The organism is Methylobacterium sp. GC_Met_2 (assembly GCF_026540795.1).
Lineage (GTDB): Bacteria > Pseudomonadota > Alphaproteobacteria > Rhizobiales > Beijerinckiaceae > Methylobacterium.
Window position 1 is genome coordinate 1 of record NZ_JALNUM010000012.1, and the last position, 14610, is coordinate 14610.

Below are 14610 nucleotides of genomic sequence, written 5' to 3' on the forward strand. Positions count from 1 at the left end.
TAGTTCGTTGCCTTATCGATCCTCTGCCGATCGCCGGGCCGGGCTCTATAGTCTGTCCCGCACCCGTTTGAGGAAGGCTCTTAGTTCGGCGCCATCGTAGAAAGCAATATCAGCGGGTGATGTCCACCACAGCTTTCGCAATTCAACATCAGATATATCTTCTCGCGTGATCATGTCGATAAAAATTCCGAGCTTCTGACGATCGCCCTTGTCTTTCATCGGGGACAAAACCGTGTCAATCATTTCGTCTACACTAGACACGTCATCTAAAATATCTTGATATAATTGCGAAGTGAATGCTCGGAATTCTGCAGATAACTCGATTTTAGTCCCCCTCCGTTAGAGGATAAGCTGTTCGAATAAAAAACCCGCTGGTGAACGGGGATCGTGCCTCAGTTCAACTCCAGCACTATATGTGTCGCGCATATATACGGCACCTTCGTCGGTGCTATAAGCTTCTCTGCCAGTTTTATAATCAAACATCTTTCTTATAAATTTACGATCGTCTTCGCCCGATGCAACTCGATCGACCGCCGCTTTATTGGTTTCAATGGCTTGATTTACGAGATTATTCGCGGTTTCTAACGATTCAAAGCCGCCGTTTCTTCTCATGCCTCCATTGGCTACCAATGAGCGCCACTGTGATTTTTGAACACGCTCAAACAATTCGGTATCAGACTTCCCGACATGCTCTCTTATCGCGTGTCTTCTTCCCTCTTCAGCCAGAAGATCAACTCTGTACCGCTGATCGTCTGCATCTCCTACGAAGATAAGGCGCGCGTCATCATTCGCTCCACGACCTCCGAGACGATCCTCATCCGTCCATTGTCCACCATCTCGACGTCCAGCAGGCACCCGTGGCTGACCGGGATTGTAGGCGCTGACAGTGAGTTTGAGACGAAATAGCTTCAGCTCCACTTTGAGAGCCGCGAGGTGCCATCTCGTTCGCTGAACGACAATTTCATCAAAGAGCATGGAGCACCCCGCCAGCTGCACCCGCTCATATTAGGCTAATTATCTTATTTGTCAAGGATGTTCATATTTTGTTCCGTTGCGGACTCGGGCAGCGATAGGTTGCGTGCTGATCTATCGGACTTTGAGGCGGAGCCGGGCATCGCGCCCGGCCCCGTCACATCACAGCGAGTAGTACTGCACGAACTCGATCGGGTGCGGGGTCATCTCGTAGCGCAGCACCTCGGCCATCTTCAGCTCGATGAACGAGTCGATCTGGTCGTCCGAGAACACGCCGCCCTCCTTGAGGAAGGCCCGGTCCTTGTCGAGGCTGGTCAGCGCCTCGCGGAGCGAGCCGCACACGGTCGGGATCTTCTTCAGCTCCCGTGGGGGCAGCTCGTAGAGGTCCTTGTCCATGGCCGGACCCGGGTCGATCTTGTTGCGGATGCCGTCGAGGCCGGCCATCAGCAGCGCCGAGAAGGCGAGGTAGGGGTTCGCCATCGGATCGGGGAAGCGGACTTCCACGCGCTTGGCCTTCGGGCTCTTGGTCCACGGGATACGGCAGGAGGCCGAGCGGTTGCGCGCCGAGTAGGCGAGCAGCACCGGTGCCTCGTAGCCCGGCACCAGACGCTTGTACGAGTTGGTCGACGGGTTGGTGAAGGCGTTGAGCGCCTTGGCGTGGCGAATGATGCCGCCGATGTACCAGAGGCATTCCTGCGACAGGCCGGCATACTTGTCGCCGGCAAAGACCGGCTGGCCGTCCTTCCAGATCGACTGGTGGACGTGCATGCCAGAGCCGTTGTCGCCGTAGACGGGCTTGGGCATGAAGGTCGCCGACTTGCCGTAGCTCTGCGCGACGTTGTGGATGCAGTACTTGTAGATCTGCATGTGGTCGGCGAGCAGCGTCAGCGTGTCGAACTTCATGCCGAGCTCGTGCTGGGCCGAGGCCACCTCGTGATGGTGCTTCTCGACCTTCACGCCCATCGACTGCATGGCGGCCAGCATCTCGCCGCGCATGTCCTGCGCCGAATCCTGCGGCGGGACCGGGAAGTAGCCGCCCTTGGTCTGGACCCGGTGGCCGAGGTTGCCGCCCTCGTAGTCGGTGAAGCCGTTGGTCGGCAGCTCGGTCGAGTCGAGCTCGAAGCCGGTGCGGTACGGGTCGGCGGCAAACTTCACGTCGTCGAACACGAAGAATTCGGCCTCGGGGCCGACATAGATCGTGTCGCCGATGCCGGTCTGCTGCAGGTAGGCCTCGGCGCGCTTGGCGGTGCCGCGGGGATCGCGGGCGTAGGGCTCGCCGGTGGCCGGCTCCAGCACGTCGCAGACGATTGACAGGGTCGCGGCCGAGAAGAACGGGTCCAGGGTGGCGGTGGCTGGGTCCGGCATGAGCAGCATGTCGGACTCGTTGATCGCCTTCCAGCCGGCGATCGAGGAGCCGTCGAACATGGTGCCCTCGTCGAAGATCTCCTCGTCGATGAGCGACACGTCGAACGTGACGTGCTGCCACTTGCCGCGCGGATCGGTGAACCGGAAGTCCACGTAGCGCACGTCGTTGTCCCGGATCGTCTTCAGCACCTCGGCCGCAGTGGTCATCGTGGGCATCCTCCAGGGATCGCTCGGAAACACGCTCGCGACGCACCCGCTCTCAGTCGGGCGGCACCAGCGAGCGGCGCTTGATATCCGTCACGGGCGCGTGTTGCCACCCGCAGGGTGCGGGAATCGGCTCGGCGGTGGGACGATCGAGTACGATGTTGGCGCGCTCTCGAGTCCGTGAACGCAAGGACCGACGTCAAAGGCGGTGCCCGCAGCGCGTGGTCGTTCGTTTGGCACGACCCATGCTTCCGCGACGGCGGCCGTCGGAGAGGCGGCAAGCCGTTCGCGTTGCCCAGGGGTACCCCGGTCGCGCATCGATACGGACGAGAGAACCGGAATGACCAAATATAAGCTCGAGTACATATGGCTCGACGGGTACGCGCCGACCCCGAATCTCCGTGGTAAGACGCAGATCAAGGAATTTGACAGCTTCCCGACCCTCGAGCAGCTCCCGATGTGGGGCTTCGATGGCTCCTCCACGAAGCAGGCCGAGGGCGGCAGCTCCGACTGCATGCTCAAGCCCGTGCGCCACTTCCCTGATCCGGCCCGGAAGAACGGCGTGCTGGTGATGTGCGAAGTGATGATGCCGGATGGCACGACCCCGCACGCGTCCAACAAACGCGCCACCATCCTGGACGATGCCGGCGCCTGGTTCGGCTTCGAGCAGGAGTACTTCCTGTACAAGGACGGCCGCCCGCTCGGCTTCCCGTCCTCCGGCTACCCGGCCCCGCAGGGCCCGTACTACACCGGCGTCGGCTATTCGAACGTCGGCGATGTCGCCCGCCAGATCGTCGAGGAGCACCTCGACCTTTGCCTCGATGCCGGCATCAACCACGAGGGCATCAACGCCGAGGTGGCCAAGGGCCAGTGGGAATTCCAGATCTTCGGCAAGGGCTCCAAGAAGGCCGCCGACGAGATGTGGATGGCCCGCTACTTGCTGCAGCGCCTGTGCGAGAAGTACGGCATCGACGTCGAGTACCATTGCAAGCCGCTCGGTGACACCGACTGGAACGGCTCGGGCATGCACTGCAACTTCTCGACCTCGTTCCTCCGGGAGCATGGCGGGAAGGCGTATTTCGAGAAGCTCATGGAGGCGTTCAAGAGCGCCCGTGAGGAGCACATTGCCGTCTACGGTCCGGACAACCACATGCGCCTGACCGGCAAGCACGAGACCGCATCGATCAACGAGTTCACGTACGGCGTGGCCGACCGCGGCGCCTCGATCCGCGTGCCGCACTCGTTCGTCAACAACGGCTACAAGGGCTACCTTGAGGACCGCCGTCCGAACTCTCAGGGCGACCCCTACCAGATCGCCTCGCAGGTGCTGAAGACCGTCGCTTCCGTACCAACCGAGGCCGCTGCAGCCGCGTAAGACGCGGGGCCGACCATATCGTCAATGAAGCCGGGCCCTCGGGTCCGGCTTTGCCGTTTCTGAACCCTGCAGGGGAACGGACAGAGGAGAAAAAAACAAAGCGATGCCGTCGAGCATGCACCGTGAATCGGTGGGACGCGTCACCTGCTGTGCGGGGAGCGGATGGCTCAGGACCGGCGCGGACGCTCGTCCTCACGGATCGCGGCGTCATGATACCACGCGCCGCCGCCTACGCTCGGCACCGCCGCGGGCTTCGTCGCTACGATCGCCCGCGGCGTCGCGCGGGCGCGGCGGAAAGCGGTCAGATTATAGATCTGGGCCGTCTCGCGTAGGTCCGTATCGGCCATTGCACATCCTCCTGCACGGGATTCGAGCGACCGATCGTACCGGCCGTTCCCAGGGATGTGGGGTGTCGGCGGCTGCGCTCCAGGGCGAAGCGCGCCAATGCCGGACATTCGCGCAGGGTGCATTCTTAGGCAGATCGGGAGCGGCGGCTCCGGATGTGCACGCCGGCTGCCGTCAGATCGCGTCGGTCCCGGTCTCGCCGGTACGGATGCGGATCGCTTCCTCGATGGTCGACACGAAGATCTTACCGTCGCCGATCCGGCCGGTCTGGGCCGACTTGCGGATCGCCTCCACGGCGCCCTCGACCAGCGCGTCCGACAGGACGATCTCGAGCTTCACCTTCGGCAGGAAGTCGACCACGTATTCGGCGCCCCGATAGAGCTCCGTGTGGCCCTTCTGGCGGCCGAAACCCTTCGCCTCGATGACGGTGATGCCCTGGAGGCCGACCTCCTGGAGCGCCTCCTTCACCTCGTCGAGCTTGAAAGGCTTGATGATCGCTTCGATCTTCTTCATGCCGCCCGGGCCCGCGCTACGATGCGGAGTATTTCTAACATCCCCGTGACGGGTTCGCCATGCCGATTTGACGGCATGCCCAACGAGAATGCCCAATCTCTGTGCGACTATCGCACATCATGCGGGCGTTTTCTGGTTTTCTGGCGCGCTTTTCGCCAAGTCTGGTCGACGCACGGGCAAACAGGAGGCTCACATGCGGTTGCTGACGGTCGCGGCCATGAGACAGGTCGATGCCGTGGCCATCGCCGGCGGGATCCCGGGCTCGGCTGCCGACGGGGGGGCGCGCCCTCGTCCTGTGCGGGCCCGGCAACAACGGCGGCGACGGCTTCGTGGCCGCGCGCCTACTGGCCGAGCACGGCTACGCGGTCGATCTGCGGCTGCTCGGTGATCGCGGGGCGCTGACGGGCGATGTCGCCCTGGCGGCGGGGTCATGGACCGGGCCGGTCGGACCAGTTTTCTCCGGGGAACTCCCGCCCTGCGATCTTGTGATCGATGCGCTGTTCGGCGCGGGTCTGTCGCGGGACCTCGACGGTGATGCCCGCGCGCTGGTCGAGGCCGTGAACGCGGGCGGACATCCCGTTCTCGCCGTCGACATTCCGAGCGGCATCGACGGCGATACCGGAGCCGTCCGCGGTGCGGCGATCCGGGCGACCGAGACCGTGACGTTCGTGACGCTCAAGCCGGGCCATCTGCTGCAGCCGGGGCGAAGCCTGTGCGGGCCGCTGAACGTTGCGGATATCGGCACGGGACCGGCGGCCCTGGAGGCGGGTCTGGCCGCCTGCAGGGCACCGCTCGACCGGAACGGGCCCGATCTGTGGGCGACGGCGTTTCCACGGCTCACCGGAGCCAGCCACAAATATACCCGTGGCCATGCCCTGGTGCTATCCGGCCCTGCCACGAAGACCGGCGCCGCCCGGCTGGCCGCCCGAGGCGCCCTGCGGATCGGGGCCGGCCTCGTGACGATCGCCTCGCCGCCCGGGGCGCTGGCCGAGAACGCCGCCCACCTCACGGCGATCATGCTGCGATCCTGCGAGACCGCCGACGACCTTGATGACCTGCTCACCGACGAGCGTCTCAACGTGGTGCTGGCCGGCCCCGGTCTCGGCGCCGGTGAGCCGACCCGGGAGCGTGTCGCGGTGGCGGCCTCGGCGGGACGCGGCCTCGTCCTCGATGCCGACGCGCTGACGAGCTTTTCCGGTCAGGCGCGGCTCCTTGCCGCGCATCTGGAGGACGGTGCGGCGCGGGCCGTGCTGACACCGCATGCCGGCGAGTTCGCGCGGCTGTTCGAAGGCACGCCAGCCATGGCCGAGGGGGCCGACAAGGTCGCCCGGGCCCGCGCCGCTGCATCCCTCACCGGCGCCGTGGTGGTCTTTAAGGGCGCCGACACCGTCATCGCCAGCCCGGATGGGCGGGCGGCGATCAACGATCATGGCAGCCCCTATCTCGGGACCGCCGGGTCGGGCGATGTCCTGGCTGGTTTGATCGCCGGCCTGATGGCGCAAGGCATGGAGCCGTTCGAGGCCGCCGCCGCCGCCGTCTGGCTCCACGGGGATGCCGGCCTGCGTCACGGGCCGGGGCTGATCGCCGAGGACATTCCGGAGCTGATGCCCGCGGTGTTGCGCGATCTCGAAGTCGTGGCCGGTTCGGCGGATTGATCGCGAAGAACCGGCGCTACGTGACGTCGAAGCACGTCCAGAGGCCGGTGTCGAACCGCTCCAGCACCGTGGCGCTGATCAGCCACCGGCCGGGATTGTCGGCCAGGAAGCCGATCCGTGCGGTGCGGCCCTCCAGCAACTGGAACGTGTCGAGCCAGTAGGGCTCCCAACCGTCATCCAGGGGGTGCAGCAGGCGGAAGCAGTGCCCGTGCAGGTGGAGCGCCTGCGGAAAGGCGGTCTCGTTGCGCAGGGCCAGCACCACGACCTGGCCGCGCTTCACCGTGAAGATCGGCGGGAGGCCGGTGGTGCCGCTGATCCCGTTCACCGACCAGATCTTCTGCGGGTCGCCGGTAAAGACCGGATCGGGGCTGGCCCCGTCCTTCTTGTCTTTCGGCACGAAGGCGCCGCCGGTGATGACCACGTCGCGGCGCAAGGCGTTCTGAAGCTTGACCTCGGCCGGCAGCCGCTTGTTCTCGCCGATCGGGCCGATCGGCGGCCGCTTCTCGGTGATCCGGGGGCCCTTCGCGGTGACGCTCGCCAGCGTCAGACCTTTGCCGATCAGCGCCTGGATCTCGCAGGTGGCGCCCTCATTGTCCGGCAGGTCGACCATCAAGTCGTAGCGAGTGCCGGGCGGGAAGGGCAGGGTGGCCCGCAGCGGCTCGAACGTGTCGGTCGGCTGCCCGTCGACTGCCGCCACGTAGACCTTCACGCCCTCGAACTTGATGCGCGTCGCCCGGGCGTTGCAGGCATTGCCCAGCCGCAGGCGGACCCGGGCGCCGGGGCGCGCCTCGAAGGTATCGGGCACCGGCTTGCCGTTGACCGTGACGAGGTTGCCGAGCCGCCCGTTGCTCGCCGCGAGCGGTACCTGCCCGAACGGCATCAGCGTCCCGTCGTCCTGGAGCCGCCAATCCTGCAGGATGACGGCGACGTCGGCATCGATCGCGGGCGGGTTCGTCTCTTCGACGACCAGCATGCCGGCGAGCCCGCGGCCGGAGGGCTCGCTCGCGCCGCCGACCACCAAGGGGCGGATCAGGAAGGAGCCGGCGTCGGGCGGCGTGAATGCATAGAGGAAGTCGCCGCCGGGCGGGATCGGCGCCTGGGTCACGCCGCCCACGCCGTCCATGGCGTTGACGATGCGGACCCCGTGCCAGTGCAGCGACAGGGGCTTGTCGGTCCGGTTCTCGACCTTCAGGCGCACCGCCTGGCCGAGCTTCACCCGGACGGTCGGGGGCTGTGCCTTGCCGTCGAAGCACCAGATTGGTGTCTCCGGCGCGGGCTTCGGCCGGAACCGCGCCGTCCCAGGGGCCGCCGGCAGGGCAGGGGGCTCCGCCTGGGCCGCCCCGGGTGCGGCGGGCGCAGGTGCAGGGGTCTGGGCCTGCCCCGGTTCGGGCGCGAGCCCGAAGGCGGCAACGGCCGCCAGCAGGGTCCTTCGCGACGGGGCGCCGGCCTGCGAATCGGCCGGCGGCACGGGGCGGGGTGGCGGCATGAAGTCTCGGCTGCTTTTCGCGACGGACCCGCTCCATAGCGGTGCGGCGGCCCGGGCGCCACAGGACAAGTTTTTTGCTGCGGCCCCGTCGGCCCATGCTATAGGGCCCGCTTCCGGCGGCCGGCGATGCGCCGGATGTCGGCGCGCGCGGGCGTGGCGGAACTGGTAGACGCGCTGGATTTAGGTTCCAGTGTCGCAAGACGTGGGGGTTCGAGCCCCTCCGCCCGCACCAGGACCTTTCCTGTAGGTGTGGTCCCAGCGGACCGCCCCGATCCCGTCACCCGACATCTCGGCATCCCGGTCCGCGCGAGCACGACGCCGGCCCGGTCGGCGAACCCAGGTTTTTTTGAAGAGCGACGACGACGATGCAGGTGACCGAGATCAACGCCCAGGGTCTGAAGCGCGAGTTTCAGGTTCATCTGGCCGCCCAGGAACTCGAGGAGCGCCTGACCACAGAGCTGTCCGGCATGAAGGACAAGGTGCAGCTGAAGGGCTTCCGCCCGGGCAAGGTGCCGGTCGCGCACCTGCGCAAGGTCTACGGCCGCTCCGTGATGGCCGAGGTGGTGCAGAACGCCGTCAACGAGGCCAACCGCAAGATCGTGACCGATAACGGCCTCAAGCTCGCGCTCGAGCCGCAGGTCGAGTTCCCGACCGATCAGGCCGAGGTCGAGAAGGCGCTCGACGCCAAGGGCGACCTCGCTTTCAAGGTGGCGCTTGAGGTGATGCCGAGCTTCGAGCTCGCCGATCTGTCCGACGTCAGCCTCACCAAGCAGGTCGCCAAGCCCTCCGACACGGAGGTCGACGAGGCGCTGGAGCGCATGGCCGGCCAGGGCCGTCCGTTCGCCGATCGGGAGGAGGGCGCCGAGGCTCAGACCGGCGACCGTGCCACGATCGACTTCGTCGGCCGGATCGACGGCGAGGAGTTCCAGGGCGGCAAGGGCGAGGGCATCGACCTCGAGCTCGGCTCGGGCTCGTTCATCCCGGGCTTCGAGGAGCAGCTGGTCGGCGCCAAGGTCGGCGACAAGCGCGTCGTGAAGGCAACTTTCCCGGCCGAGTACGGAGCCGAGCAGCTCGCCGGCAAGGATGCCGAGTTCGACGTGACCGTCATGAAGATCCAGGCCCCGGGCGAGGCCAAGGTCGACGACGAGTTCGCCAAGACCATGGGCATGGAGTCGCTGGAGAAGCTCCGGGAGGCCGTGTCGGAGGCGATCGGGCGGGACTACGAGACGGCTTCGCGCCGCCGCCTCAAGAAGGACCTCCTCGACGCGCTCGACGCGAAGTACGCCTTCGAGCTGCCCCCCTCCCTGGTGGCGCAGGAATTCGCCGCCGTGTGGGCTCAGGTCGAGCAGGACCTCAAGACCCGGGGCAAGACCTTCGCGGACGAGGACACCACCGAGGAGAAGGCCCAGGCCGAGTACCGCAAGATCGCGGAACGGCGCGTCCGTCTCGGTCTCGTGCTTGCGCAGGTCGGCGAGAGCGCCGATATCAAGGTCTCGGATGACGAGGTGAACCAAGCCCTCATCGCCCGGGTCCGGCAGTTCCCGGGCCAGGAGCAGCAGGTCTGGGACTTCTACCGGAAGAATGCGCAGGCGCTCGCGGAACTCCGCGCGCCCCTGTTCGAGGAAAAGGTGGTTGACCACGTCCTCGGGCAGGTCAAACTCGTCGAGGAGCCCGTCTCGAAAGAGGCGCTTTTCGCAGACGATGATGACGACGACACGACCGGCGACAAGCCGGCAGACGAGGCCGGGGCCAAGGTCGAATCGAAGACCGAGCCCAAGGCCGACTGAGACCCGCCCTGTCCGAGGACGGCGGGCAAGAATTAGGCGATGGTTAAGCATCGCCGGTGTTCGCTGACATGTCCGGGGCTGCCCTGATTCGCGGCAGCCCCGGGCCTCACTCTGGGCAGGACGAGATGAGAGATCCGATCGACGTCTACAACAACGCGCTCGTGCCGATGGTCGTCGAGCAATCGAGCCGCGGCGAGCGCGCCTTCGACATCTACTCCCGCCTGCTGCGCGAGCGGATCATCTTCCTGACCGGGCCCGTGGAGGATTACGGCGCTTCGCTGATTGTGGCGCAGCTCCTGTTCCTCGAGGCGGAGAATCCGAAGAAGGAAATTTCCTTCTACATCAATTCCCCCGGCGGCGTGGTCACCTCCGGCCTGTCGATCTACGACACGATGCAGTTCATCCGCTGCCCGGTCACGACGCTCTGTGTCGGCCAGGCCGCCTCGATGGGCTCGCTCCTGCTCACCGCCGGTGAGCCCGGCCACCGTTTCGCCCTGCCGAACGCCCGGATCATGGTTCACCAGCCGTCCGGCGGCTTCCAGGGTCAGGCGACCGACATCCTGATCCACGCCCGCGAGATCGAGGCGCTGAAGCGGCGCCTGAACGAGATCTACGTCAAGCACACCGGGCGTGAGTACGACGCCATCCACACCGCGTTGGAGCGCGACAACTTCATGACCGCCGACGCGGCCAAGGAGTTCGGGCTCATCGACGAGGTGATCGAGAAGCGCCCCGAGCCGGCGGCTGCCTGAGCGTAACGCGTTCCCCTAGAGCCGCGGCGCGGCCTTGATCCCGCCGCGGCAGCGTGTTTGCATCCGAGATTGGGCCCTTCGGTCAAAGACGCACAGCACACTGTTTCTTTAAACGGGCCCCCTACATTCATAAGTCGCGCGTTCGCCCCTAGCCGGCCGCGGACGCGAGGAATCCGGAGACCGATATGAGCAAGACTGGCGGCACCGACTCCAAGAGCACGCTGTATTGCTCGTTCTGCGGGAAGAGCCAGCACGAGGTCCGCAAGCTGATCGCCGGCCCGACGGTGTTCATCTGCGACGAGTGCGTGGAGCTGTGCATGGACATCATCCGCGAGGAGTCGAAATCCTCGCTGGTGAAGAGCCGCGACGGCGTACCGACCCCGAAGGAAATCCGCCGCGTCCTCGACGATTACGTCATCGGCCAGGACTTCGCCAAGAAGGTCCTCTCGGTCGCGGTCCACAACCACTACAAGCGGCTGGCCCACGCGACGAAGCACAACGACGTCGAGCTGGCCAAGTCCAACATCATGCTGATCGGGCCGACCGGTTCCGGCAAGACGCTGCTCGCGCAGACGCTCGCCCGGATCCTCGACGTACCGTTCACGATGGCGGACGCCACGACCCTCACCGAGGCCGGCTATGTCGGTGAGGACGTCGAGAACATCATCCTCAAGCTGCTCCAGGCCTCGGACTACAACGTCGAGCGGGCGCAGCGCGGCATCGTCTACATCGACGAGATCGACAAGATCTCGCGCAAGTCCGACAACCCGTCGATCACCCGCGACGTGTCGGGCGAGGGCGTGCAGCAGGCACTCCTGAAGATCATGGAGGGCACGGTCGCGTCGGTTCCTCCGCAAGGGGGGCGTAAGCACCCGCAGCAGGAATTCCTGCAGGTCGACACCACCAACATCCTGTTCATCTGCGGCGGCGCCTTCGCGGGGCTGGAGCGGATCATCTCCCAGCGCGGCAAGGGCACCTCGATTGGCTTCGGCGCGACCGTGCAGGCCCCGGACGACCGCCGCACCGGCGAGATCTTCCGCTCGGTCGAGCCCGAGGATCTGCTGAAGTTCGGCCTCATCCCCGAGTTCGTCGGCCGTCTGCCGGTCCTGGCGACGCTCGAGGACCTCGACGAGGCCGCGCTGAAGAAGATCCTGCAGGAGCCGAAGAACGCCCTGGTCAAGCAGTACCAGCGTCTGTTCGAGATGGAGAACGTGGACCTGACCTTCCAGGACGACGCCCTGTCGCTCGTCGCCCGCAAGGCGATCGAGCGCAAGACCGGCGCCCGCGGCCTGCGCTCCATCCTGGAGACGATCCTGCTCGACACGATGTACGACCTGCCGGGCCTCGAGTCCGTGGAGCAGGTCGTGATCGGCCCCGAGGTGGTCGAGGGGAAGTCGCGCCCGCTCTACATCCACGGCGACCGCAACAAGGACGCACCCGCCAGCGTCAGCGCGTAAGCGCTTGGTAGGGTTGCATTAAGCGCCCGGCTCCGGCCGGGCGCGCTGCGGGGATAGCCTTGAAAACGCGCTTCCCCGCAGCCACTTCAGGCTCAGCGCGGTGGCCGCTCGCTCCTTCGAGGCGCGGTCCGCGTTACCAGCCGCAAAGTCCCAAAAAGCCCCGACCCTCGCGGCCCGGTCGGCCCCTGGCTGTAGGCGCGCTCCGTGCATGGAGGCGACGAAGCCGGGTGTCCTGAGAGGAAGTCAGCATGTCACAGTCGAAATCGCGCCAGCCGGTGGTCCCGGGTTCGACGGGCACCTACGCCGTTCTCCCCCTGCGCGACATCGTCGTCTTCCCGCATATGATCGTGCCCTTGTTCGTGGGCCGCGAGAAGTCGATCCGCGCCCTTGAGGAGGCCGTCCGCACCGATCGCCATATCCTGCTCGCCACCCAGATCAACGCGGGCGACGACGATCCGGCCACCGACGCGATCTACAAGATCGGCACCCTTGCCTCCGTGCTCCAGCTGTTGAAGCTGCCCGACGGCACCGTGAAGGTGCTGGTCGAGGGCGTTGGCCGCGCGAAGGTCACGGGCTTCACCCGCTCGGACGAGTATTACGAGGCGACCGCGGAAGCCTTGCACGACGAGCTCGGCGACAGCGTCGAGGCCGAGGCGCTCGCGCGCTCCGTGCTTTCGGAGTTCGAGAATTACGTCAAGCTGAACAAGAAGATCTCCCCCGAGGTCGTCTCCGCCGTGACCCAGATCGACGAGCCGTCCAAGCTCGCCGACACGATCGGCTCGCACCTGCTCGTCAAGATCTCCGACAAGCAGGGCATCCTCGAGACCCCCACGGTGGCGCAGCGCCTGGAGCGCGTCCTGTCGCTGATGGAGAGCGAGATCTCCGTGCTTCAGGTGGAGAAGCGCATCCGGACCCGCGTCAAGCGACAGATGGAGAAGACCCAGCGCGAGTACTACCTGAACGAGCAGATGAAGGCGATCCAGAAGGAGCTGGGCGACTCCGAGGATGGCCGCGACGAGCTGGCCGAGCTGGAAGAGAAGATCGAGAAGACCAAGTTCACCAAGGAGGCCCGCGACAAGGCCACCGCCGAGCTGAAGAAGCTGCGCCAGATGTCGCCGATGTCGGCCGAGGCGACCGTCGTGCGCAACTACCTCGACTGGATGCTCGGCATCCCGTGGGGCAAGCGCTCGAAGATCAAGAAGGATCTGCTCGGCGCCCAGGCGCTGCTCGACGACGACCATTTCGGCCTCGATAAGGTCAAGGAGCGGATCGTCGAGTACCTCGCGGTGCAGCAGCGCGCGAACAAGCTCACCGGCCCGATCCTGTGCCTCGTCGGTCCCCCCGGCGTCGGCAAGACCTCGCTCGGCAAGTCGATCGCCAAGGCGACGGGTCGCGAGTTCGTCCGTATGTCGCTCGGCGGCGTACGGGACGAGGCCGAGATCCGCGGCCACCGCCGGACCTATATCGGCTCGATGCCCGGCAAGATCGTGCAGTCGATGCGCAAGGCCAAGACCTCGAACCCGCTCATCCTGCTCGACGAGATCGACAAGATGGGCATGGATTTCCGTGGCGATCCGTCGGCGGCGCTCCTCGAGGTCCTCGACCCTGAGCAGAACAGCACCTTCAACGATCACTATCTGGAGGTGGATTACGACCTCTCGAACGTGATGTTCGTGACCACGGCCAACACCCTCAACATCCCGGGCCCGCTGATGGACCGGATGGAGGTGATCCGCATCGCCGGGTACACCGAGGAGGAGAAGGTCGAGATCGCGCGCAAGCACCTGATCCCGAACGCCCTGAAGAAGCACGGCCTCGGGACCCACGAGTGGTCGATCGACGACGACGGCCTGATGATGCTGGTCCGCCGCTACACGCGGGAGGCCGGCGTCCGTAACCTGGAGCGCGAGCTGTCCAACCTGATCCGCAAGGCGGTGAAGGAGATCCTGATCACCAAGACCAAGGTGGTTGCGGTGACCGTCGAGACCCTTCAGGTCTTCCTCGGCCCGCCGAAGTTCCGCTACGGCGAGATCGACGCGGACGATCAGGTCGGCGTGGTGACGGGTCTGGCCTGGACCGAGGTCGGCGGCGAGTTGCTGACGATCGAGGGTGTCATGATGCCCGGCAAGGGCAAGATGACGGTCACCGGCAACCTGAAGGACGTGATGAAGGAGTCGATCTCGGCGGCGGCGAGCTATGTCCGCTCCCGGGCCATCGACTTCGGGATCGAGCCGCCGCTATTCGACCGGCGCGACATCCACGTCCACGTTCCAGAGGGGGCGACTCCGAAGGACGGCCCGTCGGCCGGCATCGCCATGGCCACCGCGATCATCTCGACGCTGACCGGGATCCCGGTCCGCCGCGAGGTCGCGATGACCGGCGAGGTGACGCTCCGCGGTCGGATCCTGCCGATCGGCGGCCTGAAGGAGAAGTTGCTCGCGGCGCTCCGCGGCGGCATCAAGACGGTGCTGATCCCCGAGGAGAACGCGAAGGACATCGCCGAGGTGCCCGACAGCGTGAAGAACGGGCTGGAGATCATCCCGGTCGCGCGGATGGATCAGGTGCTGGAGAAGGCGCTGGTCCGTGTGCCGGTGGCGATCGAGTGGGAGGAGCCGCTGCCCGTGGCCAAGCCCGCCCGGACCGAAGAGGACGGTGCCACCTTCGTGGCGCACTGACACCCTCCCGCTCTGACGTGTCAA

General features: G+C 65.9%; 11 protein-coding genes, 1 tRNA gene and 1 pseudogene. 7 read left to right on the forward strand and 6 right to left on the reverse strand.

Going from position 1 to position 14610, the window contains the following annotated elements; all coding sequences use genetic code 11:
• Positions 1–45: 45 nt before the first annotated feature.
• The 3 genes from OXS49_RS06705 to glnA form a co-directional block, all read right to left on the reverse strand.
• Entirely contained in the window at positions 46–219 is a 174-nt protein-coding gene (locus OXS49_RS06705) for a hypothetical protein (protein ID WP_267422936.1), read from the reverse strand.
• 120 nt (positions 220–339) lie between these two features.
• Positions 340–975: an RNase A-like domain-containing protein gene (locus OXS49_RS06710; protein WP_267422937.1), complete on the reverse strand. Its 636-nt coding sequence runs from the start codon at positions 973–975 to the stop codon at positions 340–342.
• 159 nt (positions 976–1134) lie between these two features.
• Positions 1135–2544 (reverse strand): type I glutamate--ammonia ligase, encoded by a 1410-nt coding sequence (gene glnA, locus OXS49_RS06715; RefSeq protein WP_243998753.1) that lies wholly within the window; start codon positions 2542–2544, stop codon positions 1135–1137.
• A gap of 337 nt (positions 2545–2881) precedes the next feature.
• On the opposite strand from glnA, the gene OXS49_RS06720 reads away from it, so the two are divergent.
• Positions 2882–3916 carry a glutamine synthetase beta-grasp domain-containing protein gene (locus tag OXS49_RS06720; RefSeq protein WP_243998755.1) on the forward strand — a complete coding sequence of 345 codons (1035 nt, stop codon included), beginning with the start codon at positions 2882–2884 and terminating at the stop codon, positions 3914–3916.
• Positions 3917–4083: 167 nt separating this feature from the next.
• Here the strand turns inward: OXS49_RS06720 and OXS49_RS06725 are convergent, their stop codons facing one another.
• Positions 4084–4263 (reverse strand): DUF2735 domain-containing protein, encoded by a 180-nt coding sequence (locus tag OXS49_RS06725; RefSeq protein ID WP_267422939.1) that lies wholly within the window; start codon positions 4261–4263, stop codon positions 4084–4086.
• A 172-nt stretch (positions 4264–4435) separates the two neighbouring features.
• Entirely contained in the window at positions 4436–4774 is a 339-nt protein-coding gene (locus OXS49_RS06730) for a P-II family nitrogen regulator (RefSeq protein ID WP_003600526.1), read from the reverse strand.
• A gap of 193 nt (positions 4775–4967) precedes the next feature.
• Between OXS49_RS06730 and OXS49_RS06735 the strand changes: the two are divergent.
• Positions 4968–6429 (forward strand): annotated as a pseudogene (locus tag OXS49_RS06735) (NAD(P)H-hydrate dehydratase).
• A gap of 16 nt (positions 6430–6445) precedes the next feature.
• Here the strand turns inward: OXS49_RS06735 and OXS49_RS06740 are convergent.
• Positions 6446–7915, reverse strand: coding sequence for a multicopper oxidase family protein (locus OXS49_RS06740; RefSeq protein WP_267422940.1), 1470 nt, complete (start codon positions 7913–7915; stop codon positions 6446–6448).
• Positions 7916–8062: 147 nt separating this feature from the next.
• Here OXS49_RS06740 and OXS49_RS06745 point away from each other — a divergent pair.
• The 5 genes from OXS49_RS06745 to lon all read left to right on the forward strand — a co-directional run bounded on the left by OXS49_RS06745 (position 8063) and on the right by lon (position 14586).
• Positions 8063–8147, forward strand: a tRNA-Leu gene (locus OXS49_RS06745).
• Between the two features lie 133 nt (positions 8148–8280).
• A complete protein-coding gene (gene tig, locus OXS49_RS06750; protein ID WP_267422941.1) occupies positions 8281–9702 on the forward strand; it encodes a trigger factor in 1422 nt (473 codons plus the stop codon).
• 125 nt (positions 9703–9827) lie between these two features.
• Positions 9828–10454 carry an ATP-dependent Clp protease proteolytic subunit gene (locus OXS49_RS06755; RefSeq protein ID WP_243918202.1) on the forward strand — a complete coding sequence of 209 codons (627 nt, stop codon included), beginning with the start codon at positions 9828–9830 and terminating at the stop codon, positions 10452–10454.
• A 185-nt stretch (positions 10455–10639) separates the two neighbouring features.
• A complete protein-coding gene (gene clpX, locus OXS49_RS06760; protein WP_243918200.1) occupies positions 10640–11911 on the forward strand; it encodes an ATP-dependent Clp protease ATP-binding subunit ClpX in 1272 nt (423 codons plus the stop codon).
• 248 nt (positions 11912–12159) lie between these two features.
• On the forward strand, positions 12160–14586 hold the full coding sequence (lon, locus tag OXS49_RS06765) for an endopeptidase La (protein ID WP_243918198.1): 2427 nt from the start codon (positions 12160–12162) through the stop codon (positions 14584–14586).
• Positions 14587–14610: the final 24 nt, after the last annotated feature.